26 protein-coding genes are annotated in these 24,731 nt (G+C 75.3%); 10 read left to right on the top strand and 16 right to left on the bottom strand.

Going from position 1 to position 24,731, the window contains the following annotated elements:
- Positions 1-42: 42 nt before the first annotated feature.
- Positions 43-870, bottom strand: coding sequence for a siderophore-interacting protein (locus ACYX4T_RS05730; RefSeq protein ID WP_476013607.1), 828 nt, complete (start codon positions 868-870; stop codon positions 43-45).
- 113 nt (positions 871-983) lie between these two features.
- Here ACYX4T_RS05730 and ACYX4T_RS05735 point away from each other — a divergent pair, with 113 nt between their 5' ends.
- Positions 984-2,000: a class I fructose-bisphosphate aldolase gene (locus ACYX4T_RS05735; protein WP_476013608.1), complete on the top strand. Its 1,017-nt coding sequence runs from the start codon at positions 984-986 to the stop codon at positions 1,998-2,000.
- A gap of 139 nt (positions 2,001-2,139) precedes the next feature.
- On the opposite strand, the gene ACYX4T_RS05740 is transcribed toward ACYX4T_RS05735, so the two are convergent.
- The 3 genes from ACYX4T_RS05740 to ACYX4T_RS05750 all read right to left on the bottom strand — a co-directional run bounded on the left by ACYX4T_RS05740 (position 2,140) and on the right by ACYX4T_RS05750 (position 6,046).
- Entirely contained in the window at positions 2,140-2,817 is a 678-nt protein-coding gene (locus ACYX4T_RS05740; RefSeq protein WP_476013609.1) for an HAD family hydrolase, read from the bottom strand.
- Between the two features lie 93 nt (positions 2,818-2,910).
- Positions 2,911-4,500 carry a GMC family oxidoreductase gene (locus tag ACYX4T_RS05745; protein WP_476013610.1) on the bottom strand — a complete coding sequence of 530 codons (1,590 nt, stop codon included), beginning with the start codon at positions 4,498-4,500 and terminating at the stop codon, positions 2,911-2,913.
- Positions 4,501-4,543: 43 nt separating this feature from the next.
- A complete protein-coding gene (locus ACYX4T_RS05750) occupies positions 4,544-6,046 on the bottom strand; it encodes an aldehyde dehydrogenase family protein (protein ID WP_476013611.1) in 1,503 nt (500 codons plus the stop codon).
- Positions 6,047-6,193: 147 nt separating this feature from the next.
- Between ACYX4T_RS05750 and ACYX4T_RS05755 the strand changes: the two genes are divergently transcribed.
- Positions 6,194-7,297 (top strand): FAD-dependent monooxygenase, encoded by a 1,104-nt coding sequence (locus tag ACYX4T_RS05755; protein ID WP_476013612.1) that lies wholly within the window; start codon positions 6,194-6,196, stop codon positions 7,295-7,297.
- Here ACYX4T_RS05755 and ACYX4T_RS05760 read toward each other — a convergent pair.
- Both ACYX4T_RS05760 and ACYX4T_RS05765 read right to left on the bottom strand, forming a co-directional pair.
- A complete protein-coding gene (locus ACYX4T_RS05760; RefSeq protein WP_476013613.1) occupies positions 7,248-7,814 on the bottom strand; it encodes a class I SAM-dependent methyltransferase in 567 nt (188 codons plus the stop codon). The genes ACYX4T_RS05755 and ACYX4T_RS05760 overlap by 50 nt on opposite strands.
- A gap of 7 nt (positions 7,815-7,821) precedes the next feature.
- The gene (locus tag ACYX4T_RS05765) at positions 7,822-8,661 is read right to left on the bottom strand and encodes an SAM-dependent methyltransferase (protein ID WP_476013614.1); all 840 of its coding nucleotides are present in this window, start codon (positions 8,659-8,661) and stop codon (positions 7,822-7,824) included.
- A gap of 182 nt (positions 8,662-8,843) precedes the next feature.
- Between ACYX4T_RS05765 and ACYX4T_RS05770 the strand changes: the two genes are divergently transcribed.
- From ACYX4T_RS05770 to ACYX4T_RS05780, 3 genes are all read left to right on the top strand, one after another.
- The gene (locus ACYX4T_RS05770) at positions 8,844-9,731 is read left to right on the top strand and encodes a helix-turn-helix domain-containing protein (protein WP_476013615.1); all 888 of its coding nucleotides are present in this window, start codon (positions 8,844-8,846) and stop codon (positions 9,729-9,731) included.
- A 122-nt stretch (positions 9,732-9,853) separates the two neighbouring features.
- Positions 9,854-10,102, top strand: coding sequence for a DUF397 domain-containing protein (locus ACYX4T_RS05775; protein ID WP_476013616.1), 249 nt, complete (start codon positions 9,854-9,856; stop codon positions 10,100-10,102).
- Positions 10,099-10,371 (top strand): hypothetical protein, encoded by a 273-nt coding sequence (locus ACYX4T_RS05780; protein ID WP_476013617.1) that lies wholly within the window; start codon positions 10,099-10,101, stop codon positions 10,369-10,371. Before ACYX4T_RS05775 ends, ACYX4T_RS05780 begins: the two co-directional genes overlap by 4 nt.
- A 534-nt stretch (positions 10,372-10,905) precedes the next feature.
- Here ACYX4T_RS05780 and ACYX4T_RS05785 read toward each other — a convergent pair.
- A complete protein-coding gene (locus ACYX4T_RS05785) occupies positions 10,906-11,334 on the bottom strand; it encodes a hypothetical protein (RefSeq protein ID WP_476013618.1) in 429 nt (142 codons plus the stop codon).
- 121 nt (positions 11,335-11,455) lie between these two features.
- Here ACYX4T_RS05785 and ACYX4T_RS05790 point away from each other — a divergent pair, with 121 nt between their 5' ends.
- From ACYX4T_RS05790 to ACYX4T_RS05800, 3 genes are read left to right on the top strand one after another with little or no spacing between them, the layout of a single operon-like run.
- Positions 11,456-11,734, top strand: coding sequence for a hypothetical protein (locus tag ACYX4T_RS05790; protein ID WP_476013619.1), 279 nt, complete (start codon positions 11,456-11,458; stop codon positions 11,732-11,734).
- Positions 11,731-12,171: a hypothetical protein gene (locus ACYX4T_RS05795; RefSeq protein ID WP_274233727.1), complete on the top strand. Its 441-nt coding sequence runs from the start codon at positions 11,731-11,733 to the stop codon at positions 12,169-12,171. Before ACYX4T_RS05790 ends, ACYX4T_RS05795 begins: the two co-directional genes overlap by 4 nt.
- A gap of 28 nt (positions 12,172-12,199) precedes the next feature.
- The gene (locus ACYX4T_RS05800; protein WP_476013620.1) at positions 12,200-12,958 is read left to right on the top strand and encodes a hypothetical protein; all 759 of its coding nucleotides are present in this window, start codon (positions 12,200-12,202) and stop codon (positions 12,956-12,958) included.
- Here ACYX4T_RS05800 and ACYX4T_RS05805 read toward each other — a convergent pair.
- Positions 12,922-13,584 (bottom strand): response regulator transcription factor, encoded by a 663-nt coding sequence (locus tag ACYX4T_RS05805; protein WP_476013621.1) that lies wholly within the window; start codon positions 13,582-13,584, stop codon positions 12,922-12,924. The genes ACYX4T_RS05800 and ACYX4T_RS05805 overlap by 37 nt on opposite strands.
- Entirely contained in the window at positions 13,581-14,723 is a 1,143-nt protein-coding gene (locus tag ACYX4T_RS05810; RefSeq protein WP_476013622.1) for a sensor histidine kinase, read from the bottom strand. The genes ACYX4T_RS05805 and ACYX4T_RS05810 overlap by 4 nt, the downstream gene beginning before the upstream one ends.
- Before the next feature lie 174 nt (positions 14,724-14,897).
- Here ACYX4T_RS05810 and ACYX4T_RS05815 point away from each other — a divergent pair, with 174 nt between their 5' ends.
- A complete protein-coding gene (locus ACYX4T_RS05815) occupies positions 14,898-15,401 on the top strand; it encodes a DUF1772 domain-containing protein (protein ID WP_476013623.1) in 504 nt (167 codons plus the stop codon).
- 11 nt (positions 15,402-15,412) lie between these two features.
- The gene (locus ACYX4T_RS05820) at positions 15,413-15,895 is read left to right on the top strand and encodes a cupin domain-containing protein (protein ID WP_476013624.1); all 483 of its coding nucleotides are present in this window, start codon (positions 15,413-15,415) and stop codon (positions 15,893-15,895) included.
- Between the two features lie 7 nt (positions 15,896-15,902).
- Here the strand turns inward: ACYX4T_RS05820 and egtD are convergent, their stop codons facing one another.
- The 7 genes from egtD to ACYX4T_RS05855 all read right to left on the bottom strand — a co-directional run bounded on the left by egtD (position 15,903) and on the right by ACYX4T_RS05855 (position 24,722).
- Positions 15,903-16,874, bottom strand: a complete 972-nt coding sequence (egtD, locus tag ACYX4T_RS05825) for an L-histidine N(alpha)-methyltransferase (protein WP_476013625.1) — start codon at positions 16,872-16,874, stop codon at positions 15,903-15,905.
- 82 nt (positions 16,875-16,956) lie between these two features.
- On the bottom strand, positions 16,957-17,715 hold the full coding sequence (gene egtC / locus ACYX4T_RS05830) for an ergothioneine biosynthesis protein EgtC (protein ID WP_476013626.1): 759 nt from the start codon (positions 17,713-17,715) through the stop codon (positions 16,957-16,959).
- A 6-nt stretch (positions 17,716-17,721) separates the two neighbouring features.
- Positions 17,722-19,083, bottom strand: a complete 1,362-nt coding sequence (gene egtB / locus ACYX4T_RS05835; RefSeq protein WP_476013627.1) for an ergothioneine biosynthesis protein EgtB — start codon at positions 19,081-19,083, stop codon at positions 17,722-17,724.
- Positions 19,080-20,540, bottom strand: coding sequence for an ergothioneine biosynthesis glutamate--cysteine ligase EgtA (gene egtA, locus ACYX4T_RS05840; protein WP_476013628.1), 1,461 nt, complete (start codon positions 20,538-20,540; stop codon positions 19,080-19,082). Before egtA ends, egtB begins: the two co-directional genes overlap by 4 nt.
- A gap of 153 nt (positions 20,541-20,693) precedes the next feature.
- Positions 20,694-22,538, bottom strand: coding sequence for an ABC transporter ATP-binding protein (locus ACYX4T_RS05845; protein WP_476015191.1), 1,845 nt, complete (start codon positions 22,536-22,538; stop codon positions 20,694-20,696).
- Between the two features lie 173 nt (positions 22,539-22,711).
- Positions 22,712-22,921 (bottom strand): helix-turn-helix domain-containing protein, encoded by a 210-nt coding sequence (locus tag ACYX4T_RS05850; RefSeq protein WP_116707459.1) that lies wholly within the window; start codon positions 22,919-22,921, stop codon positions 22,712-22,714.
- 175 nt (positions 22,922-23,096) lie between these two features.
- A complete protein-coding gene (locus tag ACYX4T_RS05855; protein WP_476013629.1) occupies positions 23,097-24,722 on the bottom strand; it encodes an ABC-F family ATP-binding cassette domain-containing protein in 1,626 nt (541 codons plus the stop codon).
- Positions 24,723-24,731 lie beyond the last annotated feature (9 nt).

Raw genomic sequence — 24,731 nt, forward strand, 5'->3', positions numbered from 1 at the left:
GGCAGCGAACAGCGCGTTCGTTCGTCGTGGTCGTGGGCGGGATCAGTCCCCGGCGGGCTCGGCGGTGCCGTCCAGGGCGGCGCGCACCTCCTGCTCCTCGGTGCGCCCGCGGCGCCAGTAGCCGGTGAAGCAGACGTCGCGCTTGTCGACGCCGCGCTCGCGGACGACGTGGCGGCGCATGGCCTTCACCAGGGAGGCCTCGCCGGCCAGCCACACGTAGGGCCGCCCGGCCGGGAAGGCGAGCTCGCGGAGGTCCTCGGCGAGGGCGTCGGGTGTCGTCCAGTGCAGGGTGACGTCGCCCTCGGTCACCCACGTCTGCTGCTCGGTGACGTCGCGGACGCCGGCGAGGACGGTCGCGCGCCGGCCGGGCGGCAGGTCCTCGACGATCGCGGCCATCGCCGGCACCGCGGTCTCGTCGCCGGCGAGCAGCACGCCGTCGTGCTCGTCGCGCGGGGCGTAGAGCCCGTAGGGGCCGGTGAACGCGATGTGCTCGCCCGGCACGGCGCGCAGCGCCCAGTCGCGCGCCGGGCCCTCGTCGTGCAGGACGAAGTCGACGTCGAGCTCCACGGGGTCCTCGCGGCGCCGGCGCAGCGTGAAGGTGCGCATCGGCGGGCGGACGTCGTCGGGCACCGCCAGGTAGCGGCGGAACCAGCCGGGGACGTCGTCGCCCTCCGGCGCCGGGACCTGCGGCTCGACCTCGTCGGGGCGGGGGAAGAAGAGCTTGAGGTAGCCGTCGGGCGCGACGACGGGGAGGTCCGCCAGCTCGGGCCCCGCGAGGGTCACCCGGATCACCCGGGGCGTCGGGCGCGCCACCGCGCGCACCACGGCGCGCCGCAGCCGGACCGCCGGACGTGTCGACGCCGCCGTCACGCATGCCCCTTCCGCCACCGCCAGGTGAGGTCACCCTAACTTTCGCTGGCGTCGTGGGCGAGCATGCGACGCGCCGTCGCGGTCAACCCTGTGCAGGACGGAAGGAGCGCGACGTGACGACACTGCAGGACACCGCGCGCGAGATCCTCGCCGACGGCAAGGGGATCCTCGCCGCCGACGAGAGCACCGGGACGATCACGAAGCGCCTCGAGGCCGTCGGGGTCGAGTCGACCGAGGAGAGCCGGCGCCGCTTCCGCGACCTGCTGTTCACGACCGAGGACGTCGAGCAGCGCCTCGGCGGCGTGATCCTCTACGACGAGACCGTGCGGCAGCACGCCCTCGACGGCACCGGCATGGTCGACCTGCTGCGCCGGCGCGGGATCGTGCCGGGCATCAAGGTCGACGCGGGCGCCAAGGACCTCGCGGGCTTCCCCGGGGAGAAGGTCACCGAGGGGCTGGACGGGCTGCGCGAGCGCTTCGCCGAGTACGCCGAGAAGGGCCTGCGGTTCGCGAAGTGGCGCTCGGTGATCAACGTGTCGGAGACGCTGCCGAGCGCGACGGCGATCGAGCTCAACGCCGCCGGCCAGGCGCGGTACGCGGCCCTGGCCCAGGAGGCGGGCCTGGTGCCGATCGTCGAACCCGAGTCGATCATGGACGGCGAGCACGGGATCGACCGCTCGGCCGCGGTCACCGAGGAGGTCCTCGCCGCGACGGTCGAGGCGCTGCGCCGCCAGCGCGTGGCGCTCGAGGGCGTGCTCGTGAAGACCAACATGGTGGTCTCGGGCTACGGGGGCAGCGACCAGGCCGGGCCCGACGAGGTCGCCGACCGCACGCTGGAGGTGCTGCACCGGACCGTCCCGTCGGCCGTGCCGGGCATCGTGTTCCTCTCGGGCGGGCAGGCCGACGCGCAGGCCAACGCCAACCTGGACGCGATCGCCCGCCGCGGCCCGCAGCCGTGGACGGTGAGCTTCTCCTACGCCCGGGCGCTGCAGGGGCGACCGATGTCGGTGTGGGCCGGCGCGGAGGAGAACGTCGCCGCCGCCCAGGACGCGTTCGCCGAGCGCGTGCGCGTCACGGGCGCCGCCAACCGCGGCGAGTGGACGCGCGACGACGAGCGCGCGGCGTCGTGATCCGCCGCGAGGTCTCGAGCGACGGGCGCCCTCGGTCGCATCCGAGCTGACCGAAGGGCCCCTCCGCCCAGCTCGGGACCGGCGAAGGGCACCCACGCTCGACAAGATCGCGCGAAGGTGCCCTTCGCTCGGCACCCGGTCACTGCGGAGGGGTCGCCACGCGCGGCTCGAGCCCGGCGACGTCCCGGGTCAGCTCGTCGACCGACGCGTACACCGACGTCGCGCCCGCCTCGCGCAGCTCCTCGTTCGAGAACCCGCCGGTGCGCACCGCCACCGACGGCAGGCCCAGGCGCGCGGCCGCGCGGCAGTCCCAGACGGAGTCGCCGACGACGATCGCGGCCCGCGCGCCGATGCGCTGCATGGCGACCTGCAGCAGGTCCGGCGCGGGCTTGGTCTGCTCGACGTCGCCGGAGCTCACCCAGGCGTCGGCGAGGTCGCCGGCCCGGATCAGCTCCGCGTAGCGCTCGACGTGGTGCGGCTTGCCCGAGCTCGCCATCACCAGCCCGAACCCCGCGCCGCGCACCGCCTCGAGCAGCTCGTGGGCACCCGGGAGGGCGCTGATCTCGTCGAGCATCGCGTCCGCCTGCTCGGTCCACGCCGCGCGGATGTCGTCGCCGTGCGCGCGCTCGACGTCGTCGCCGGCGACGGCGCCCACGAGCTGGTCGCCACCCATGCCGATGTGCCGGTGGATCGTCCACACGGGCACGGTCACGTCGAAGCGACGGAAGGCCCGGTACCACGCGAGGGCGTGGTGGTAGTTGGTGTCGACGAGGGTCCCGTCGACGTCGAGGATCACGGTGCCCGGCGAGTCGGCCATGGCGCCCGGGATGCCCCGGACAGTGCCGAGATCATGCGCGGCCCACCTCGGTGGCGGGATCCGCGGTCACCGCGGGTCCCGCCACCGAGGGCGTCAGCGGGGGTTCCTGATGAAGTCGGCGCAGCGCTCGCCGATCATCATCGTGGTGATGCACGGGTTGACGGTGATCAGGTCCGGCATGATCGAGCCGTCGGCGACGCGCAGGCCGTCGACGCCGCGGACGCGCAGCTGCGGGTCGACCGGGGCCATCGGGTCGGAGTCGGGGCCCATCTTCGCGGTGCACGACGGGTGGTAGACGGTGTTGTGGGTCTTCGTGATGTAGTCGAAGATCTCTTCGTCGGTCTGCGCCGCGTCGCCCGGGGCCTGCTCCTTGCCCACCCAGTCCTGCAGCGCCGGCGCCGCGGCGATCTCGCGGGCCACCCGCACGCCGCGGATCATCACCTCGCGGTCGTGCTCGTGGGTGAAGTACCGCGGGTCGACGGCCGGCTTGTCGCGGAAGTCGCGGGTCCGCAGGCGGACGGTGCCCGTCGACTGGGCGCCGGTGACGTTCGGGGTGAGGCAGAACGTGTTGTCGCTGCTCGGATAGCCGTAGCGGACGAGGTTGAGGTCGAACGGCACCGACCCGTAGTGGAACATCAGGTCCGGGGTCGTGCGGCCCTCGGCGCCGGCGAAGATGCCGATCTCCCACCACTGCACCGACTCGGTCGGCATCGGCTGGAGCGCCTCCCACTGGACCAGGCCCTCGGGGTGGTCCTGCAGGTTCTCCCCCACGCCCGGGGCGTCGACGCGCACCTCGACGCCCACCGAGCGCAGGTGCTCGGCCGGTCCGATGCCCGAGAGCATCAGCAGCTTCGGGCCGTCGATGGCCCCGGCCGCCAGGATCGTCTCGCGACGCGCGCTGACCTCGATCGTCCAGCGCGTGTCCGGCGTGCGCAGGGCGACGCCGGTGGCGCGCGGACGGGGGCCGGAGTCGTCGAACGTCAGGCGCTCGGCGCGGTATCCCGTCCAGACCTCGAGGTTCTTCCGCTGCGCCATCACCGGGTGCAGGTAGGCCGCCGACGCCGAGCTGCGCGTGCCGTCGGGGTTGGCGTTGACCTGGAACCAGTTGGCGCCGCGCAGCACCGTGCGCCCGGTGTTGAACGGCGTGACCGGCAGCCCGACCTGCTCGCAGGCCTCGAGCAGCGCCCGCCCGCACGGGTCCTTCGGCGCGATCGACCGGATGGTCACCGGCCCGTCGGTCCCCCGGCCCGGCGGCTCGGCCTGGTCGGCGCCGTCGAGGGCGGTCTCGAGCTTGCGGTAGAAGGCGTAGCTCTCGTCGGCGCCCCAGCCGGTACAGCCCTGGGCCTCCCAGTCGTCGAGGTTCTCGCGCGGCGCCCAGAAGGCGATCGCCGAGTTGTGGGACGAGCAGCCGCCGAGCACCTTGGCCCGCGCGTGGCGCATGTAGGAGTTGCCGAACTCCTGCGGCTCGATGGGGTAGTCCCAGTCGTAGCCGGACTCGAGCAGCTCCATCCAGCGGGAGAGGTCGAGGATGGCCGGGTCGCCGACGTCCGACGGGCCCGCCTCGACGAGGAGGACCGAGACGTCCGGGTCCTCCGAGAGCCGTGCGGCCACCGCGGAGCCGGCGGTCCCGCCGCCGACGACGACGTAGTCGAACTCGCGTCCCGACGTCTGCGGGCTGCTCATGGGGCCTCCGTCCGAGGGGTGCTGGGCGTGCTGCTGGGGCCGGTCACGATCCGCTCCCCGGGGTGGAACGGCTGGTCGAGGACGGGAACCACCCCGTCGGCCCCGGGCGGGTGTTGGTCCAGACGTGCTTGGGCTCCTGGTACTCCGCGAGGCCGGCGCGGCCGAGCTCGCGGCCCACGCCCGAGTGGCCGAAACCGCCCCACTCCGCGGCGGGGACGTACGGGCCGAAGTCGTTGATCCAGACGGTGCCGTGGCGCAGGCGCGCGGCGACCTCCTCGCACGTCCCGTGGTCGGACGAGAACACCGCGCCCGCCAGGCCGTAGGAGGTGTCGTTGGCGATGCGCACGGCGTCGTCGAGGTCGGTGAACGTCTCGACGGTGAGCACCGGACCGAACGACTCGTCGTGCACCACGGACATGTCCTGGGTGCAGCGGTCGAGGATCGTCGGGGGGTAGTAGTAGCCGTTCGCCAGGCGCTCGTCGGTGGGCCGCTCGCCGCCGCAGCGCAGCACCGCGCCCTCGGCGACCCCGGCGGCGACGTAGCGCTCGACCTTCTCGCGGTGGGCCGCGGAGATCAGCGGGCCCGTCTCGGTCCCGGGCTCGTCGGGACCGCCGAGGCGGATCCGCCGGGCCCGCTCGACGAGGTCGTCGACGATCCGGTCGTGCGCGGACTCCTCGACGACCAGCCGCGCCCCGGCGGAGCACACCTGCCCGGAGTGCAGGAAGATCGCGGTCAGGGCGTTGTCCACGGCGGTCTCGTGGTCGGCGTCGGCGAACAGGACGAACGGGTTCTTGCCGCCGAGCTCGAGCGCCACCTTCTTCACCGTCGCCGCGGCCGACGCCATGATCGTGCGGCCGGTGGCCAGGCCGCCGGTGAAGCTGACCATGTCGACGCGCGGGTCGGTCGACAGCGGCGCACCGGCCGTCGCCCCGGCACCGAGCACGAGGTTGGCGACGCCGTCGGGCACGCCGGCCTCGGTGAGCAGCTCCACGAGGATGATCGCGGTGTGCGGCGTGAGCTCGCTGGGCTTGAGGACGAACGAGCACCCCGCCCCCAGCGCCGGCGCGACCTTCCAGGCGGTCTGCAGCAAGGGGTAGTTCCAGGGCGTGATGAGCCCGCAGACGCCGACGGGCTCGTGGACGACCTTGCTGCGGGCGGTCGCGATGCCGGTCTCGACGAGCCGCCCGTCGTCGCTGGCGGCGAGGTGGCCGAACCAGCGGAAGCAGTTCGTGATGTCGTCCATGTCGATCTCGGACTCGGCGATCCGCTTGCCGGTGTCGTCGGTCTCGGCCCGGGCGAGGCGGGCCTTGTCGCGCTGGAGCAGGTCGGCGACCCGCAGCAGCAGCCCCCCGCGCTCGGCCGCCGGCACCGACGCCCACCGGCCGTCGTCGAACGACCGCCGCGCCGCCGCGATCGCGAGCTCGGTGTCCTTCGCCCCGGCCTCGTCGACCTCCGCGACCAGCGACCCGTCGGCGGGAGACCGGATCTCCCGGCGTCCCCCGTCGACCGCCGACGTCCACGCTCCGTCGATGAACAGCTGACCCACGCCCGGCGCCTCCTCGTCCGTGTCACCCGGTCGGCCCTGCGGACCGGTCGCTCGAGTATCGACCCCCGCGCACCGCCAGCACCATCCTCGACACCGACCACTCGTGCGCCCGTCGTCGGACCCGGCCCGGCGGGGCACCCCGGTCGCGTGGCGGGACGGGCACTGGTCGTGGGTGCGGGGATCGGCGGGCTCGCGACGGCGATCGCCCTGCGCGGGGCGGGCTGGGAGGTCGAGGTCCGGGAGCGTCGGGCGGCGCCCTGGGACGAGGGCGCGGGCATCTCGCTGTGGCCCAACGCGCTGCGGGCGCTCGACGCGCTCGGGGTCGGCGACGCCGTGCGGGCGGTCGGGCACGCGCACGAGGCGGGCGGCATCCGCGACCGGCGCGGCCGCTGGCTCGCCCGCACCGACAACGCCGTCCTCGCGCGCCGCCACGGCGACGGCATCCTCGTGCTCGACCGCGCGGACCTCCTCCGGGTCCTGGTCGACGCCCTGCCCGACGACGCGGTCCGCACCGGCGAGACGGTCGACCCGGCCGGGCCGGAACCTCCCGGGGCCACCGCCGACCTCCTCGTCGGCGCCGACGGGATCGGCTCGTCGACCCGCGCACTCGTCGCCCCCGAGGCGGAGCCCCGGTCGACGGGCACCGTGGCCTGGCGCGTCGCGGCGGTCCCGGACGGCGACCCGCCCCGCGCCGGCGGCGAGACCTGGGGCGTCGGGGCCTACGCCGGCCTCGCCCCGCACGGTGACGGCCGCGTCCACCTGTGGGCGGTGGTGCCGGCCGGTGAGCCCGCCGCGTCCGACCTCGACGCCCTGCGCCGGCGCCTCGCGGGCTGGCACGACCCGATCCCGGCGCTGCTCGCCCGCGCCGACCCGGCGTCGGCGCTGGTCACCGAGCTGCGCTGGCTCCCGCCGCTGCGGCGCACGGTGGCCGGGCGGACCGTGCTCGTCGGCGACGCCGCCCACGCGATGACGCCGAACCTGGGCCAGGGCGCCTGCCTCGCGCTCGAGGACGCCGCCACGCTGGGCCGCTGCCTCGCGAGCGGCGACGTCGACGAGGGCCTGCGCCGCCACGACCGCCTGCGCCGGCCGCGCACCGCGCGCCTGACGCGGATGTCCCGGCTCGCCGGCCGCGTCGCCGGCCTCCGGGGTCGCGTCCCGACGGGGGTGCGCGACGGTGTCGGGCGCCTGGTCCCGACCGCGGTCACCGTCCGGGGTCTCGACGGGATCCTGGACTGGCGGCCGCCGGCGTGAGCGGGCGGCGGGCCACGAGGCTCTCCTCGCGGTGCCCCTGCTCGTGGTGGAGGACCTCGAGGTGGCCGAGGGCCGCGAGCAGCTCGCCCGGCGGGGCGCGAAAAGGACCCTCGCCGGTCAGCACCGTCACCACCAGCAGCCCGCCCGGGGCGAGCGCGTCGACGAGGGCGGGGTGGAGCGCGGGGTCGCGGAAGCGCTGGCAGACCACCACGTCGTAGGGGCCGCTCACCGGCAGCCCCTCGTCGAGGTCGGCCTCGACCCAGTGGACCTCGCCCGCCAGGGCCCGCCCGGCCGTCAGGGCCACCGGCGACACGTCGACGGCGTCGACGTCCAGGCCGCGGCGCGCGAGCCACACGGCGACGGCGCCGCGCCCGCACGCGACGTCGAGGGCCCGGCCCGCCGTGGGCACGAGCTCCTCCCGGCCGGCGAGGGCCGTCGGCGGGCCGGGCTCGACCGGCTCCGTCGGCCCGAGGTCGGCGAAGCGGGCGTCCCAGCGCTCCCGGTCGGCCGTGCTCACCCGCGGCTCAGGGCTTGCGACCCACCACACCGGCGAGGCACCGCTGCGCCGGCACCAGCGGGCGCAGCATCGGGCCGTCCGGCCACCACAGCACGCACAGCTCCAGCCCGGGATCGACGAGCTCGAGGCCCGGCATCATCGCGAGGACCTGGTCGCGCGTGCGGAACCGGCCGGTGCCCAGCGGGCTGTGCAGGAAGACGTCCTCCATGCGCCGGGCGACGACGCTGTCCTCGTCCTGCGGGTCGAGGAAGTGGCTCAGCGCGACGTACGAGCCCGACGGCAGGGCGTCGACGTACTGCTTCATGATCTCCGCGCACGACAGCTCGGACTCGTCGTAGTGGTGCAGCGTGCCCAGCTGCAGCAGCGCGATCGGCCGCTCGAAGTCGAGGTTGCGCGTCACCACCGGGTCCTCCAGCACCTCCTGCGGGTGCGTGAGGTCGCCCGGCGAGAAGAACGTCCGGTCGTTCTCCTCCAGCAGCGCCCGCCCGTGCGCGACCACCGTGGGGTCGTTGTCGACGTAGACCACCCGGGCCTCGGCGTTGAGGCGCTGGGCGGCCTGGTGGGTGTTCTCCGCGGTCGGCAGGCCCGAGCCGAGGTCGAGGAACTGGTCGATCCCCGCCTGGCCGGCGAGGAAGCGCACGGCGCGCACGAGGAACGCGCGGTGGTCGACCGTGAACTGCTCGATCTCCGGGGCGACCTGCTTGAGCTTCTCGACGACCTCGCGGTCGGCGGGGTAGTTGTCCTTGCCGCCGAGCGCCGTGTCGTAGACCCGCGCGATGCTCGCCCTGGTCGTATCGATGTAGGCGGGTGCGGACCCCGTGCGGGAGGAGGAGTGCGCAGCGGTCATCGGGGTCCCATCGGGGAGGTACGTCACGGACGGTCGCTCACCCTAGGAGGGTAATGCCGCGCGGCCGGTCGCGGGTCGATCAGCGGACAACCGCGTGCGGCGACGTGTAACGTCTCGGGCTCGGCGCGGCGGGCCGGGGGGCGAGGAGCGGTCGCCGCGAGGGACGAGCGGGGAGCGCGCGGGTGGCCGAGCGGGAGCAGACCGGGGCTGACGGCGGACCCGGGGGCGCCGGCCCCACCGCACGCCGCATCATCCTGGGCGCCCAGCTGCGACGCCTGCGCGAGCGCGCCGGCGTGGTCCGGTCCGACGCCGCGTGGTCGATCCGCGGGTCGGACTCCAAGATGAGTCGCCTCGAGGCCGGCAAGGTCGGCTTCAAGGAGCGCGACGTCGCCGATCTGTTGACGATGTACGGCGTCACCGACGCCGACGAGCGCGAGCTGCTCCTCGACATGACCCGGCGCAGCAACGAGCCGGGCTGGTGGCAGCCCTACGGCGACGTCCTGCCCGACTGGTTCGAGGACTACGTCGGCCTGGAGATGAGCGCCTCGCGCATCCAGACCTACGAGCTGCTGTTCGTCCCCGGCCTGCTCCAGACCGAGGACTACGCGCGGGCGGTCATCACCTCGGGCCACCCGGACCGGGCCGGTTCCGACGACGAGCGCCGGCTCACCGTGCGCATGCGCCGTCAGCAGATGCTCGGGCGCCGCGACGCCCCGACGGTGTGGGCGATCGTCGACGAGTCGGTGCTGCACCGGCCGATCGGCGGCCACGACACGCTGGTCGCCCAGGTCGAGCGCCTGCTCGAGCTCTCGACGCTGCCGAACGTCGTCATCCAGGTGCTGCCCTTCACGCTGAGCGGCTACGCCGCCGAGAGCACGTTCTCGATCCTGCGCTTCGCCGAGCCCGAGCTGCCCGACCTCGTCTACCAGGAGCACCTCACCGCGGCGGTGTACCTGGACAAGCGGCCCGAGGTGGAGGCCTACAGCCGGGTCATGGACCGGGTGGCCGTCGACGCGCTGACGCCCGACGAGACGCGGCAGTACCTCACGAAGCTCGCCGCCGAGCGCTGAGCCGCCGCTGGCCCGTGCGGGCGTCCGGCCTGCTGCGTGCCGTGCAGAGGATCCCCGCGGTTGCTAGGGTCGGTGCACTGTCGGATGCACGTGCACATGACTGAGGCGGTCGCATGGGCCAGGTGCCGAACGCACAGGACGGCCTGCCCGACGTGACGTGGCGCAAGAGCGCCCGCTCGGGCAAGCAGGGCAACTGCGTCGAGCTCGCGCCGGTGCCCGCGCACCGGGTGGCGGTGCGCAACTCCCGCCACCCCGAGGGTCCGGCCCTCGTCTTCTCCGTCGCGGAGATGAGCGCGTTCCTCGCCGACATCAAGCACGGTGCCTACGACGACCTGCTGGGTCCCGACGACGTCGCCGGTCTCGCGTCGTGAGGCGCCCGTCCGGGGGCCGTCTCATGTGGCTGACCTGCGCGGTCGACGGCGCCGACCACGCCGTCTCGGATGCCGCGTTCCTCGCCGCCCAGGGCGGCGACGGGCGGTTCGAGGCGCTCTGCGAGGCCACCGTCTGGGCCTCCTCGCTCTCCTCTCCCCCGGCCTCGCGCTGCCCGTCGTGCGCGTCCGCCGCGGGCGAGGCCGTGCCCGCACCCGGCGATCGCCGCGGCGGGCTGTGGTCGCGCCTCGTGCCGCGCGCGTCGGCGTGACGCGCGACTCGCCCCGTTCGGAGCAGGTCCGCACCACGAACAGAGCACGAGCGGAGAGCGCAGGGCCGTTCGGCGTAGAGTAATCAATCAGCCACCGGACGATTCGCTGCGTCACCCGGACAGTCATCTCTACCCGAACGGCCAATTGCTCAGCGTGACCACCGCGCCTAGGCTCGTGATGTCATCGAGCTGGCAGCGAGAGGATTTCGTGATCACGGCGGCAACGCGCTCGGCCCCGGCAGGGGCTGCACCCGGGACCCCACCGACCCCGGCCGCCGCCACACCGCAGCCCGCCCTGCTCGAGTCCCTCGGTGACCTGCCGGGCCTGGCCCAGGCACTCGCCCTCGACGCGGAGTCCTCCGAGCGACGCGTCGTCGCCGAGATCGGCACCGACGAGGGGACCGCCCCCGCGGTCCTCGCGTGGGGCCGGCGCGCCGCGGCCGTCGCGACGGAGCGGGATCTCGCCGTCGACGACCTCATCGTCACCACCGACGCGGCCTACCACCTGCTGCGCGCCGTCGGCGGCACCTGGATCTACCTGCGGGTCCGGCGCGACGAGGGCAACCTCGCCGTCGCCCGCCGGCGCCTCGCGGCCGTGACGACGTCCGCCGTGCCCAGTGCTTCCACGGCGTCCACGGCTCGCACGGTGCCCACCGTGCCCACCGTGCCCACTGTTCCCGCGTCTCCCGCTCCCGCGACGAGGTCCGCCCCGGCCCGGCCGGTCGGGATCCCCGCGGACCGGTCGCGGACCGCGCCCGTGCCGGCGTCGTCCACGGCCCCGGCCGCCCTGCCCCCGGCCTCGGCCCCGCGCTCGGCCCCGTGCGCGACGGCGGCACCGTCGCCGGCGAGGCCGTCCGCACCGTCCGCACCGTCCGCACCCACGGCCGCGCCGCCGGCACGCCCCACCGCGTCCGCGGCGCTGTTCGCCCCGGCGACTCCGGCCAGCCCGGCGGCAGCACCCACCACAGCACCCGCCACAGCACCCACCACAACACCCACCACAACACCCACCACAACACCCACCACAGCAACCGCCACAGCACCCGCCGCAGCACCCGCCACAGCACCGACACCACCGGCCGCCGTGGCCCTGCCGGCACCCCGCCGACCGCCGGGGGCGTCGCTGCCCGCCGCGGTCCACAACCCGGCCCCCGTCGCCACCGACGCCGACGCGGGCCCGTCCCCGCCGCGGGACTCGGCCGGCGTGCTCGGCCAACGCTGGCGCACCGACCCCGAGACCCTGCGCCGGGTCCTCGCCGGCCTGCTCCGCCTGGGCCGCCCCCAGGCGGCGCTCGCCGGCTCCACCCCCGAGACGACCACGACCCGCTCCCCCGGAGCGACCCCGACACGGAGGAATCCATGAGTGACATCGAGTACGCCCTCAACGCGGCCGCCAACATCAAGGGCGCATTCGCCGTGGCCATCGTCGACTACGACAGCGGCATGACCCTCGGCTCGCGGGGCGGCAGCGCCGAGTTCGACCTCGACGTCGCCGCGCCCGGCAACAGCGAGGTCGTCCGCGCGAAGTTCGACGTCATGCAGAAGCTGGGCCTGCGCGAGACGATCGAGGACATCCTCATCACCCTCGACACCCAGTACCACCTCATCCGGCCGATCTACGGCAACCCGGACGACAAGATGTTCTTCTACCTGGTGCTCAACCGCCAGCAGGCGAACCTCGCCATGGCGCGCCGCGACCTGAAGATCATCGGTCAGCGCTTCTACCTCGACGACCCGTCGCAGGCGCCGGCCGTGCCGCAGCAGGACCAGGGCTACTACCAGCAGGTCGGCCGGCGCTGACGCCGGGCGGTCGAGAGGAGCGGCGAGGGTGGGCCGGCACCGCCACCTGACGTGCGTGCGGTCGGACGGGCTGTCGGCGGTGCTCCGCCCGCTGCTCGACGACCGCCGCATCGTCGCCGCCACCCTCGTCGACGTCGGGAGCGGCCTCATCCTCGACGGCTACGCCGACGACCCCTCCCTCGCCGACCTCGAGCTCCTCGGGGCGGGCCACGCCGACCTCGTCCGCGCGGCGGACGCCCTCGGCACGGCCGACCCCACCGGGCCCCGCGCCGAGCTCACCGTCGACACCGGCGACGGTCGCCACCACCTCCTGCACGCCGTGCCCGACCCGCACGGCGACCGGCTGGTGGTGGCGGTCGTCGTCCGAGGCACCGCCCGCCACGTCGAGCGGGCCCACCGCCGCCTGCGCCAGGTCGAGGCCGAGGCCCTCACCGCGGGTCCGACCCTCCAGCGTCGCCCGGTGAACGGCCGCTGGGAGGTCGAGCCGACCGCGCCCGCCTCCCCCGACCCCGCCGACCCCACCGCGTCCGACCCCACCGCGCCCGACCCCACCGCGCCCGACCCCACCGCGCCCGACCCCGGCGAGCACCACGAGGCCCCCGAGAGCCCCGATGCGCCGCCAGCGCGGCCGGCGTCGCTCGCACCGCTCTCGGCCATGTCGCCGCGGAGCCCGGCCGGCCCCACCGCGTCCCACGGTTCCCCGCCGTCGTGGACCGTGTCCTCGGTGGCCGCGCTCGGCGACGGGCCGGCTCAGCGGTCCCCGGGCCGGACCAGCCCGCTCTCGTAGGCCGCGACCACCAGTTGGGCCCGGTCCCGGGCCCCGAGCTTGGCCAGCAGCCGGCTGACGTACGTCCGCGCCGTGTCGGGGCTCAGGTGCAGCACGGCACCGATCTCGGCGTTCGACCGTCCGGTACCGACCTGCGCCAGCACGTCCCGCTCCCGAGGGGTGAGCCCGGCGACCCGGCCCGTGTCCGTGTCCGACGTCCGGGCCGCGGCGGCGAGCACCCGGCGGGTCACGGACGGGGAGAGCAGCGCGTCGCCACGCGCGACCGTGCGCACGGCCTCCCGCAGGGCCTCGGGCCCGGTGTCCTTGAGCAGGAAGCCTGCCGCGCCCGCGCGGATCGCGTCGAAGAGGTACTCGTCGTCGTCGAAAGTGGTCAGCACGACCACGTGCACGCCGGCGAGGGCCGGATCGGCCACGATCGCGCGGGTGGCCCGCAGACCGTCGGTGCCGGGCATGCGGACGTCCATGAGCACCACGTCCGGCCGCTCGGTCCGCACGACGGCCAGCCCCGCCGCGCCGTCCCCGGCCTCCCCGACGACCGCGAGGTCGGGCGCGCGCTCGAGCAGGGCCCGCAGGCCGGTGCGCACGAGGTGCTGGTCGTCCACGAGCACCACCCGCACCTCGCTCACGGCCGGCTCCGGTGCACCGGGAGGTGGGCGTGGACGCGGTAGCCGCCGTCCCGCGTCGTGCCGGCGTCGAGGGTGCCCCCGAGCAGCTCTACGCGCTCGGTCATGCCCCGCAGCCCGTGCCGGGCGCCCGCCGGCCCCGGCGCGGGCCCGCGCCCGTCGTCGACGACGTCCAGGGTGAGCCCGGCGGCGTGGGCGCACACCGTGACGGTGGCCCGGCCGGCGTCGGCGTGCCGCAGGGTGTTGGTCAGCGCCTCCTGCACGATGCGGTACGCGGTGGCGCCGGTGACCACGGGCAGGCCGTCCACCTCGCCCTCGACGTGCAGGTCGACCGGCAGGCCGCCGGCGGAGACCCGTTCGGCGAGCGCGGCGAGCCCGTCGAGTCCCGGCGCGGGTCCGCGCTCCGCCTGCCGGCGCAGGGTGCCGACGGTGGCGCGCAGCTCGGTCATCCCCCCGGCGCCGGCGATCCGGATCGCGGCGAGGGCGGTGCGGGCGGCGGGCCCGTCGCCGTCGTCGAGCGCCTCCTGCGCCGCCGCGGACTGCACCGCGACGACCGCCATCGCGTGGCCCAGCGTGTCGTGCAGCTCCCGCGCGATGCGCACCCGCTCGGCCTCGACCTGCGCGGCGGCCACACGCCGGCGCTCCTCGTCGGCGGCAGCGGCGCGCCGGTCGTACTCCGCCCGCAGCGAGCGGCGGTGGCGCACCGCGTCCCCGAGCGCGACCGCCGCGGCCACGAGCGCCGCCTCCGAACCGAGGCCGGCGCCGAGCACCACGGCCAGGTCGTCGCCCTCGACGAGGCGGGCCGTGACCGAGACGGCGAGCAGCACCGCTCCGATCGCCGCCGCCGCGAGGGCCCGCCCGCGCTCGGCGGCGACGTAGAGCGCGGGCGCCACCGGTGCCGCCAGCCCCATCGCGGGCAGGTCGAGCACGTAGTACACCGCGAGGGCCACCGCCGTCGCCAGGAGGACCGGCAGCGGCCACTGCCGGGCGAGCAGCAGCGACCCCGCGAGCACGGCGGCGAACGCGGCGGCGAGCCCCATCCGGCTCGCCGGGCCGGGATCGGTGAGCACCGCGATCGCCACGAGGGCGGCGACCGCGACGGCGAGCAGCGCCTCGACGCGGGTGGGGCGGGCGATCGGCACCCTGCCGGAGCGTAGGCCCGCGGCGGCCCGCGCACCGCCGTCGAGAGGCGTACGCCGCGGGCGACGGCCTACGTCGAGAGGCGACACCGGCCCGCGCCCTGACGCGGCAGACCGGAGCACGGCCCGCTCCTAGCGTCCGGGGCCGACCGAACCGCACCGCCAGGAGGCCCCGCGATGTCCCGCGCCACACTCACCACGGCCGTGCTCGCCGCGACCGTGTGGACGACCATGATCTCGTTCGGCGGCATCGCCGCCGAGACCGTGATCCTCTACCCGAACATCTTCGCCGACGCCCCGGCGTCGCTGGAGCGGGCCCGCGCCTTCCTCGTCGTCTCCGGGCCGAGCGACTACTACCCCGCGCTGGGCGCCGCGACGGTCCTGACGCTGCTCGCGGCGACCGTGCTCACCTGGCGGGAGCCGCGCCTGCGTCGGTGGACCGCCGCCGCGGCCACGGTCTTCGTCGTCGGCGAGTTCCTCTTCTCGGCCGCCTTCTTCTGGCCCCGCAACGAGATCCTGTTCGTCGACCCGCTCGGGGCGCACCCACCCGCGTACCTGCGGGAGGTCGCTGCCGAGTTCGTCGCCGGGCACGGGGTGCGCCTCGTCGGGAGCGCCGTCACCGCGGGGCTGGTGTTCGTCGCCCTCTGGCGCCGGCTGACGGTCTCGGAGGACCCACGATGAGAGGACCCACGATGAGCGATCACCCCGTGCTCCACCTGCCCACCGGCGAGACCGTGACGATCCTGCGGTCGGGCCGCGACGGTGGCGGCACCTTCGAGATCGAGGGGGTGCTCCCGCCCGGCCTCGCGGGGCCACCGCGGCACCGCCACCGGATCCAGACCGAGACGTTCACGGTGCTCGAGGGCCGCCTCCGCGTGGTGGTCGGACGGGAGAGCCGCGTGCTGCACCCCGGCGAGACCGCCGTCGTCCCCCCGACGGTGGCGCACGGCTTCGCCAACCCCTTCGACGAGCCCGCCCGCATCCGCGCGACCGAGGAGCCCGCCGGACCGCTCGAGGAGCAGTTCCGGGCGCTCGCCCGGGCCGGCCGGATGCCGCCGCTGCGCGAGCTCGCGGCGATCAACGTCCGCCACGGCCTCCCGTTCGCCCTGGCCGGCGTCCCCGAGGTCGTGCAGCGTCCGGTGTGGCGGCTGCTGGCCCGGCTGCACCGGGAATGACGCGGCGTCAGCGACGGCAGGCCAGCGACAGGGCGAAGCGGCCCTGCGGGTCGGTGAACCACCCGTCGTGGGAGAACCCGGCGGCCTCCAGCTCGCCGCGGACGCCGGCGCGCGTGAACTTCGTCGAGATCTCGGTGCGCATCTCCTCGCCCGCGGCGAAGTCGACCTCGAGGTCGAGCTCGGGCACCCGGACGTGCATCGCCCGCCGGGCCCGCAGGCGCATCTCGATGCGGCTCGCCTGCGGCACCCAGACGGCGAGGTGCTCGAAGCCGTCCGGGTCGAAGTCCGCGCCCAGCACGCGGTTGAGCACCGCGAGCACGTTGAGGTCGAACGCCGCCGTCACGCCCTCGGCGTCGTCGTAGGCGGCCACGAGCGTCGCCTCGTCCTTGGCGAGGTCGGTGCCGACGAGGAACGCCTCCCCCGGGTCGAGCTCGTCGGCGAGGGCGGCGAGGAAGGCCTGGCGGTCCCGGGGCTCGAAGTTGCCGAGCGTGCCGCCGAGCAGGGCCACGAGCCGCCGCCCGTCACGGGGGATGCTGCGCAGGTCGCTGGTGAAGTCGGCGACGACGCCGTGCACGTCGAGGCCCGGGTAGGCCGCGATCAGCCCCGGCACCGCCTCCTCGAGCGCCGCCGGCGACACGTCGACCGGCACGTAGCGCCGCAGGGTGCCCGCGCGCTGGAGGGCGTCGAGCAGCACCGGCGTCTTCGACGACGACCCCGACCCCAGCTCGACGAGGGTGTCCGCGTCCGCGGCGCGGGCGATGGTGTCGGCGTGCGCGGTGAGGGCCTCGTGCTCGGCGGTGAAGGGGTAGTACTCCGGCAGCGCGGTGATCTGCTCGAACAGCTCGCTCCCCCGGGCGTCGTAGAGCCACTGGGGGGTGAGCACCTTCGGGGTCGAGGTCAGTCCCCGCCGCGCGTCGGCCCGCAGGGCGGCCTCGGCGTCGGCTTCGGTGAGGTGTACGTCGAGCGCGGGCAGGCTCATCGGTGTCGGGTCACGTCCTGGGGTCGGGGCACGCCCACGGGTCGGGGCCTGCCGTTCACGGCGTCGGGAACGGGCGATCGGGCTACAGGGCCGAGACGGTCACGGCGGGCGGAGCGTGCGACGCGCCCGGCCGGGCGACGACCAGGGAGCCGTCGGGCACCGGGACCCACGCGTCGTCGAGGTCCAGGGGCTCGGAGGCGACCGTGACCGCGCCGTCGGGGTGCGTGCGGTACGAGAGCGCGTGGTCGACGGCGGTGGCGACGATCTGCTCGCCGTCGCCGAGCAGCAGGTTCAGCCGCGAGCCGGGCGCGGCGGCGAGGGTGTCGGCGACGACGCCGGCCAGCGCGTCGGCGGGGTCCTTGCCGGCGGCGAGGCGGGCGCGGACCAGGGCCCAGAGCAGGGCGGAGTCGGTGGCGGCGTCGAGGGTCAGCAGGTCGACCGGCGCCAGCGTGGCGGCGAGGTCGGCCATGCTGTGCGGCCAGCCGCGCACGACGCCGTTGTGGCTGAAGAGCCGACCGTCCGCCCGGAAGGGGGCGCACGCCGCGGTCGACACGGGCATGCCGACCGTCGCCGAGCGCACCGCCGCGACGAGCGCGGTGGTCTCCACCGCGCCGGCGAGGTCGAGGAACGACGCGTCGGTCCACATCGGGTCGTCGCGCCGGTACAGCGCCGGCTCCTCACGCACGTACCAGCCCACGCCGAACCCGTCGGCGTTGACGGTGCCGCCGCCGCGCATGTCGGCGGGGGCGTAGCTCTGGACCAGCAGGGCGTGGGGCGGCTCGGTCAGCAGCGACGCGAGCGTCACCGGCGTCGGGCCCACGTGGGCCAGGTGGCGGCACACGGTGGGTCAGGCGTCCCGCGCGCAGCGGAAGCCCGAGAAGATCTGCCGCCGGATCGGCAGGTCCCAGTTGCGGAAGGTCGTGCGCGCGTTCGGGGTCCCGACGCCGAACGACGACCCGCGCAGCATGCGGAAGTCGCCGCCGAAGAACACCTCGGAGTACTCCTTGTACGGGAACGGCTCGAAGCCCGGGTAACCGGAGAACCCCGAGTCGCACCACTCCCACACGTCGCCGACGAGCTGGTGCACGCCGAGCGGTGACGCGCCGGCCGGGTAGGCGCCGACGGGTGCGGGCTGCAGGTGGCGCTGGTCGAGGTTCGCGCGCTCGGGCGTCGGGTCCTCGTCGCCCCAGGGGAAGCGGCGGGTGGTGCCGGACTCGTGGTCGTAGCGCGCGGCGAGCTCCCACTCGGCCTCGGTGGGCAGGCGCCTGCCCGCCCACGCCGCGTACGCCACGGCCTCGTGGAAGCTGACGTGCAGGACGGGCTGGTCGGCCGGGATCTCCTCGCGCACCCCGAACGACGTCCGGTACCAGCGCCCGTCCTCGTGCTCCCACGTCATCGGCGCGGTCCAGCCCTCGGCCCGGATGTGCTCCCAGCCGGCCTCGGACCACAGCTCGCGTCGGGAGTAGCCGCCGTCGTCGACGAAGCGCGCGTACTCGGCGTTGGTCACCGGCGCCGCGTCGAGCCAGAAGTCCCCGACGGTCACGGGGTGCGCCGGCTTCTCGTTGTCCAGCGCCGCCGGCTCGTCGGAGGTGCCCATGAGGAACGTCGCGCCCGGGTGGAACACCTCGGTGCCCGCGAGACCGGGCACCACCGCGGGTGGCGGCGGGTCGGCGTGCAGCACCGGTGCGCCGGCGCGCAGCTGGTGGGTGGCGAGCATCGTCTCCACGTGCTGCTGCTCGTGCTGCACGATCATGGAGAACAGGAACCCGCCGGCGAGGGTGCGGCGCTCGTCGAACGCGCCGGCCTCGAGGTGCTCCAGCGCCCGCTCGCGCACCCGGTCGCCGTAGACCCGCGCCTCGGCCGGGTCGAGCAGCGGGAGCTGCGGGCGGCCGGCCCGCGGGTTGGTGAAGGCGTCGTAGAGACCGTCGACGTCCTCGCGCACGCCCTCGGTGATCTCGCTCGTGGGCGACCCGCGCCGCACCAGCCAGAAGTCCTCCATGTTCGCGATGTGCGCCACGTCCCAGTGGAACGGCGACATCAGCGGCGAGTGCTGGCGCGTCATGTCGGGGTCGTCGGGGCCGAAGACGTCGTGGGTCAGCGCGCGGGTGCGGGCCCGGGCCGCGCCCAGCTCGGCGGCCAGCCGGCGGCGCAGGGCCCCGGTGCGGTCGGTGCGGTCGGTGCGGTCGGGTGCGGGATCCGTGGCGGTCACGGGCGCTCACCTCCGGGTCGGGTGCCGTCGGGGGTGCGGGTGCTGTCCGGGCCGTCCGGGTTGTCCGGACTGTCCGGGACGATCGGTTCGTCGACCTCCTCCGGGATCACCGGCACGGGGTCGGGCGGGAGGAAGGTCTCGGCCGTGTCGAGCGGCTCGTCGGCCGGGCACCGTCCGCGCAGGACGCGGTCGGCGATGACGCGGTCGACGAGCTGGAGCACGTCGGGGGGCAGGTCGGCGAACGCGGGGCCGGCGAGGGTGCGGTGGGCCTGCTCGAACAGGTCGCCGGCGGCGCGGCGCAGCACCCGGTCGGCGAGGCCGTGCCGGGCGGCGGCGGCCCACCGGCCCACCGCGGGCTCGGCGGCGGCGCGGGCCCGGTCGACCGTGGCGGGGTCGTGCATCAGGGCGGCCACGATCGCGAGCGGCACGACCCACTCGTCACCGGCCTGCTGGTCGAGGTAGCGCACCTCGAGGTGGCCCTGCGGCCGCACGGGCGGGAAGAGCGTCGTCAGGTGGTAGTCGAGGTCGGCGCTGGTCGGCGGCGGGGTGAGCTCGCCCTCGACCCACTGCGCGAACGTCGCGTCGGGTGCCGCCCACGAGTCGCCGTTCGTGCCCGCGCGGCGCACGCACAGCAGGCGGGTGTCGAGGGCCCGGTGCGCGTACTCGGCCGCCGGGTCGGGGCCGAGGACGCGAGGCGGACCGGTCCGCTCCGGGTCGAGGGCCATCCAGGCCGCCCAGCGCGACGACTTCCAGCCGGTGCGACGTCCGTGCACCGCCGGGGAGTTCGCGAACGCCGCGAGCAGCACGGGCCCGATCTCGTGCAGCGCGGCCCAGCGACGCGCGACGTCCTCGCCGTCGCCGGCGTCGACGCACACCTGCACCGCGGTGGTCGAGCACATCATCGTGCGCCCGTGCGGGCCGATGCGGTCGAAGGTGGCCTCCATCGCCGCGTAGCGCGGGACCTGCAGCACGCGGCGGGGCGGGCGCAGGGCGTCCCCGGCGCGGGGGGCGGTGACGAGGCCCTCGGTGGCGAGCAGGTCGCGCAGCGTGGCGTGGTCGGCGCGCACGGCGCGGACGAGGGCGCCGAGGCCGGGCAGCGGCGGGCTGGCGATCTCCACCTGGCCACCGGGCTCGACGGTGATCACACCGCCCGCGGGCAGCGGGGCGGGGCCGGAGCCGTTCGACGGCGGGTGGGGCGAGAGCGTGGCCGGGGCGTGGGGTCCGAGGGCCCGGGCCAGCCGGTCGGGGTCGACGGGGCGGGTGGGGTCGTCGTGGTGGCGGACGAGCCATTCGAGCTCGGTGCCGACCAGGCGCGGCGGCCCGTGCTTGAAGCACACCGACGCCACGTACGCCTCGGCCGCCGCCCGGTCGGGGACGGGCCCGTTCGGGTCGATCGCGACACGGTGGCGGGTGGCCGCGCCGTCGGCGCTGCTGGAGCGCACGGAAGGTGCCGGCACGGGGCCTCCCTCATCGACCGGCGCCGGCGATCCCCACCGGCGCCGCCTGGTGGACGCACACGGACACCGGGCGACGCTACACGCGGCCCGGGCCCCTCGCAGGGGTCCGCGGCCGGGTTGTCCGGGATGCGCAGCACCACGCAGCGTGATCGGTCAGGCCACGGCGCGGGGCGGGGCGAACTGCGTGTGGTAGAGGTCCGCGTATCGCCCGCCGCGCTCGAGCAGCGTGGTGTGGGTGCCCTGCTCGACGACGCGCCCGTGCTCCACCACGGCGATCGTGTCCGCGGCGCGGACGGTCGAGAGGCGGTGCGCGATGACCACCGAGGTGCGCCCGACGAGGGCCTCGGTGAGCGCCTCCTGGACCGCCTGTTCCGACTCCGAGTCCAGGTGGGCGGTGGCCTCGTCGAGGATCACCACCCGCGGGGAGGCCAGCAGCAGGCGCGCGATCGTGAGGCGCTGGCGCTCGCCGCCGGACAGGCGGTGGCCCCGCTCCCCCACCACCGTGTCGAGCCCGGCGGGCAGCTCGTCGAGCAGGTCCCCGAGACGGGCCCGGACCATCGCCGCGCGCAGCTCCTCGTCGGTGGCGTCCGGCGCGGCGTAGCGCAGGTTGGCACGCACCGTGTCGTGGAAGAGGTGTCCGTCCTGGGTGACGACCCCCACGGCACCGCGCAGGTCGGCGAAGGAGAGGTCGCGCACGTCGACCCCGCCGATCGTGATCTGTCCCTCGTCGACGTCGTAGAGCCGCGGCAGCAGCGACGCGATCGTCGACTTCCCGGCCCCCGACGGCCCGACGAGCGCCAGCATCCCCCCGGGCGCCACCTCCAGGTCGACGCCGTGCAGGACCTCCTGGCCGCGCCGGTCGTCGAGCCGGGTGACCTCCTCGAGCGAGGCCAGGGACACCGACGACGCCGACGGGTAGGTGAACCGCACCCCGCGCGCGGCGACCCCGAGCGGGCCGGCGGGCAGGGCCGTGGGGTGCTCGGGCTCGGTGAGGGCCGGCTGCAGGTCGAGCACCTCGAAGACGCGCTCGAAGCTCACCAGCGCGCTCATGACGTCGACGCGGGCGGTCGAGAGCGCCGTCAACGGGGAGTAGAGGCGGGTGAGCAGCAGGGCGAGGCTGACGACGGTGCCGGCGTCGAGCTGCCCGGTGACCGCGAGCCAGCCACCGAGGCCGTAGACGAGCGCCTGGGCCAGCGCAGCGACGAGGGTGAGGCAGGTCAGGAAGACGCGGCTGACCATGGCGGTGCGGACCCCGACGTCGCGGACCCGGTCGGCGCGGTCGCCGAACTCGGCCGCCTCCGCCTCGGGGCGCCCGAAGAGCTTCACCAGGGTCGCGCCGCCGGCGGAGAAGCGCTCGGTCATCTGGCCGGTCATCGCCGCGTTGAGGTCGGCCGACTCGCGCTGCAGCGCGGCGATGCGCCGCCCCATCCGGCGGGCGGGCAGCAGGAAGACCGGCAGCAGGACCAGCGCCAGCAGCGTCACCTGCCACGCCAGCGCCAGCATGACGACGACGGCGAGCACGAGCTGGATGACGTTGGTGACGAGGCCCGACAGCGTCGAGGTGAACGCGCGCTGGGCCCCGATGACGTCGTTGTTGAGCCGACTGACCAGCGACCCGGTGCGCGTGCGCGTGAAGAACGCCAGCGGCATGCGCTGGACGTGGCCGAACACCGCGAGGCGCAGGTCGTAGATCAGGCCCTCACCGATCCGCGACGACAGCCACCGCTCCACCAGCGTCAGCCCGGCGTCGACCACGGCGAGGCCGGCGATGACGAGCGCCAGCGTGATGACGACCGACGCCTCCGAGCGGCCGGTGATGGCCGTGACGACCCGCCCCGCGAGCACGGGCGTGGCCACGCCGATCACCGCCGAGGCGGTGGCCAGCAGCAGGAAGACCGCGAGCATCCGGTGGTGGCGCGCGGCGAACCGCCAGATCCGCGGCAGCGTCCCCTTCGGCACCGACCGGGGCACGGCGTCCGCCCGGGCGGCGGACATCATCAACGACCAACCGTCCACCGCGGGCTCCCGTCGCTCGTGAGGACCGAGTACCACGCGAGCGTGCGACCTCGACCATCGTCGAGGTCAAGCGGACGGACGCGGCGCGGGCCGGCGGGTGGTGGTCCGCCGGGTCCTCCCGGCGAGCGGGTACCCCGGGGGACGGCCCGGACGCGCTACTTCTTCTTCGTCCGCGTGGCGCCGCCGCGCCCGCGCAGGGTGACCCCCGACTCGGAGAGCACGCGGTGCACGAATCCGTAGGAGCGGCCGGTGGACTCGGCCAGCGAGCGGATGCTCGCGCCCTTCTCGTACTTCTTCTTCAGATCCGTGGCGAGCTTGTCGCGCTGGGTGCCGGTGATCCGAGCACCCTTCTTCAGATCGGCCATCTCGATCTCACCCCTCGTCCGACCGCAGGTCCGGTCGAACCATGATGATCGGCGAGCGAGGTGTGCGCCACGGCACAATTGTCGTGATCGGTAAGCGGTTCGGCCGATCGGAGTGATCGACGTCCGTTCGTCTGAACCTTCGGGACCTGCACGAACTCCCTGCACAGCGGGCTGGTCAGGCGAGCTCGACGAGTTCCAGGTGCTCGGCGGAGAAGTGGTCCTCGGTGCCGTCGGGCAGCAGGATCACGCGCTCCGGCTCGAGGGCCTCGACCGCCCCCGGGTCGTGGGTGACGAGCACGACCGCGCCCTCGAAGCGCCGCAGCGCGTCGAGCACCTTCTCCCGGCTGGCCGGGTCGAGGTTGTTGGTCGGCTCGTCGAGCAGCAGCACGTTGGCCGCGCTCGAGACCAGCCCGGCCAGTGCGAGGCGGGTGCGCTCGCCCCCGGAGAGCGTCCCGGCCGGCTGGGAGAGCTGCTCGCCGCTGAACATGAACGCACCGAGCAGCGTGCGCAGCTGCTGCTCGCCGGTGTCCGGCGCCGCACTGCGCGCGTTCTCCCAGACCGAGCGGTCCATGTCGAGCGTGTCGTGCTCCTGGGCGAAGTAGCCGGTGCGCAGGCCGTGGCCCGCCAGCACCTCCCCGGTGTCCGGGGTCTCCGCGCCGGCGAGGATGCGCAGCAGCGTCGTCTTGCCCGCGCCGTTGAGCCCGAGGATCACCACCCGCGACCCGCGGTCGACCGCGAGGTCCACGCCGGTGAACACCTCGAGCGAGCCGTAGGTCTTCGACAGCCCCTCGGCGGTCATCGGCACTCGCCCGCACGCGGCCGGCGACGGGAACCGGATGTGGGCGACCTTGTCGTCGGTCCGCTCCTCGTCGAGCCCGTCGAGCATGGCCTGCGCGCGGCGCGCCATCTGCTTGGCCGCGACCGCCTTCGTCGCCTTGGCGCCCATCTTCGCGGCCTGGGCCTGCAGGGCGCCCGCCTTCTTCTCGGCGTTGGCGCGCTCGCGGCGCCGGCGGGCCTCGTCGTCGGCGCGCGCCTGCTGGTACTTCTTCCAGCCCATGTTGTAGACGTCGAGCTCGCCGCGGGTGGCGTCGAGGAACCACACCTTGTTCACCACGTCGTCGATGAGCTCGGTGTCGTGGCTGATCACCACCAGCCCGCCCTCGTGGGCCTGCAGGAACGAGCGCAGCCAGCCGACGGAGTCCGCGTCGAGGTGGTTGGTCGGCTCGTCGAGCAGCAGCGTGGTCCCCGCGTTGCCCCCGGCGTCGCCGCTGGCCGCGAACAGGATCCGCGCGAGCTCGACGCGCCGGCGCTGGCCGCCCGAGAGCGTCTGCAGCGGCTGGCCCAGCACCCGGTCGGGCAGGCCGAGGTTCGAGCAGATGCGGCCGGCCTCGCTCTCCGCGGCGTAGCCGCCGAGGTCGGCGAAGCGCTCCTCGAGACGCCCGTAGCGCGCGACGGCCCTGTCCCGCGCCGCGTCGTCGGCGAGCTCGGCCATCGCGGTCTGGGTCTTCTCCATCTCGCGCAGCAACTCGTCGAGACCGCGCGCCGAGAGCACCCGGTCGCGCGCGAGGACGGTGAGGTCGCCCTCCCGCGGGTCCTGGGGCAGGTAGCCGACCGGGCCCGTCGACCGGATGACGCCGCCGTAGGGCTCGCCGACCCCGGCCAGGGACCGCAACGTCGTCGTCTTGCCCGCCCCGTTGCGCCCGACCAGCCCGATCCGGTCGCCCGGCTGGACGCGCAGCGTCGCCCCCGCGAGCAGGACGCGGGAGCCGGCGCGCAGCTCGAGATCGGTCGCGGTGATCACGGAGAGGTC

The sequence above is a fragment of the Actinomycetospora sp. ABD4_176 genome (genome assembly GCF_056311855.1).

What these genes read in the sequence shown, in the direction of transcription:
- ACYX4T_RS05740 (WP_476013609.1), bottom strand. Translation starts at nt 2,817, where the DNA reads ATGGCCGACTCGCCGGGCACCGTGATCCTCGACGTCGACGGGACCCTC.
- ACYX4T_RS05745 (WP_476013610.1), bottom strand. Translation starts at nt 4,500, where the DNA reads ATGAGCAGCCCGCAGACGTCGGGACGCGAGTTCGACTACGTCGTCGTC.
- ACYX4T_RS05765 (WP_476013614.1), bottom strand. Translation starts at nt 8,661, where the DNA reads ATGACCGCTGCGCACTCCTCCTCCCGCACGGGGTCCGCACCCGCCTAC.
- ACYX4T_RS05795 (WP_274233727.1), top strand. Translation starts at nt 11,731, where the DNA reads ATGAGTGACATCGAGTACGCCCTCAACGCGGCCGCCAACATCAAGGGC.
- ACYX4T_RS05815 (WP_476013623.1), top strand. Translation starts at nt 14,898, where the DNA reads ATGTCCCGCGCCACACTCACCACGGCCGTGCTCGCCGCGACCGTGTGG.
- ACYX4T_RS05820 (WP_476013624.1), top strand. Translation starts at nt 15,413, where the DNA reads ATGAGCGATCACCCCGTGCTCCACCTGCCCACCGGCGAGACCGTGACG.
- egtD (WP_476013625.1), bottom strand. Translation starts at nt 16,874, where the DNA reads ATGAGCCTGCCCGCGCTCGACGTACACCTCACCGAAGCCGACGCCGAG.
- ACYX4T_RS05845 (WP_476015191.1), bottom strand. Translation starts at nt 22,538, where the DNA reads ATGATGTCCGCCGCCCGGGCGGACGCCGTGCCCCGGTCGGTGCCGAAG.
- ACYX4T_RS05850 (WP_116707459.1), bottom strand. Translation starts at nt 22,921, where the DNA reads ATGGCCGATCTGAAGAAGGGTGCTCGGATCACCGGCACCCAGCGCGAC.